The sequence below is a fragment of the Metamycoplasma auris 15026 genome, from assembly GCF_000367765.1.
GTDB classification, from domain to species: domain Bacteria; phylum Bacillota_I; class Bacilli_A; order Mycoplasmatales; family Metamycoplasmataceae; genus Metamycoplasma; species Metamycoplasma auris_A.
The window spans coordinates 1-658 of record NZ_AORI01000017.1 but is presented as its reverse complement, the minus strand read 5'-3'; the positions used below and the strand labels follow the sequence as shown (position 1 = coordinate 658).

1 pseudogene is annotated in these 658 nt (G+C 23.9%); it reads right to left on the bottom strand.

Annotated elements, in window-relative coordinates:
• Positions 1–137 precede the first annotated feature (137 nt).
• Positions 138–658 (bottom strand): annotated as a pseudogene (locus MAU_RS03640) (Mbov_0400 family ICE element protein); the annotation flags it as partial.

The following is a 658-nucleotide window of genomic DNA, read 5'->3' as shown; positions in this document are numbered from 1 at the left end:
AAATTTTTTTGTTTTTTTTATTAATTCAAGAATAAGTAAAAAGGCCTTCAAATAACATCATTTCACTTAAATAATGAATTTATCATCCTTAAGCAAGAAGCGCCTAAAAAGGCCTTATTTGCTTAAATAAAAGAATTCTAGAGTTCAAGACCACTCTTTTTAGTCTTCTCTTTTGTTTTTTGTTTGTTATCTTCTTTTTTTAATTCATTATTAGAAAACATATTTAACATTTCTTCATATTCTTTAGCATTATTTTCTTGTTTATTTTGTTTTTGAATCTCATTATTAAGTTCTTCTTCAGTTATCTTAAATAAATGCATAAAGTGTTTTTTAAGGGAAGAATATTCATTAGGAAGTTTAGATAATGTTTCATCTATTTTAGTTAGGGGAGTATAAAATAATTCAAAATATGTATCTATAAAGTTTATTGCGTCAGTTTTAATTTGACTATCAATCTTTTTTTCTTTTAGAAATTTAGTTTTATATTTGCTAAAACCGACTACTTGATAAAATTTAGTTTTCTTAGAATTAAGTGTGTAGCGTAATTTAGACATTACATCTTTATAAATTTTGGCATCCAATTCGACATCATTTCATTTATTGTCTACTTCAAATAGACTTTCAAAGAGGTTTCTATCCATTACATTAATTACAGAAC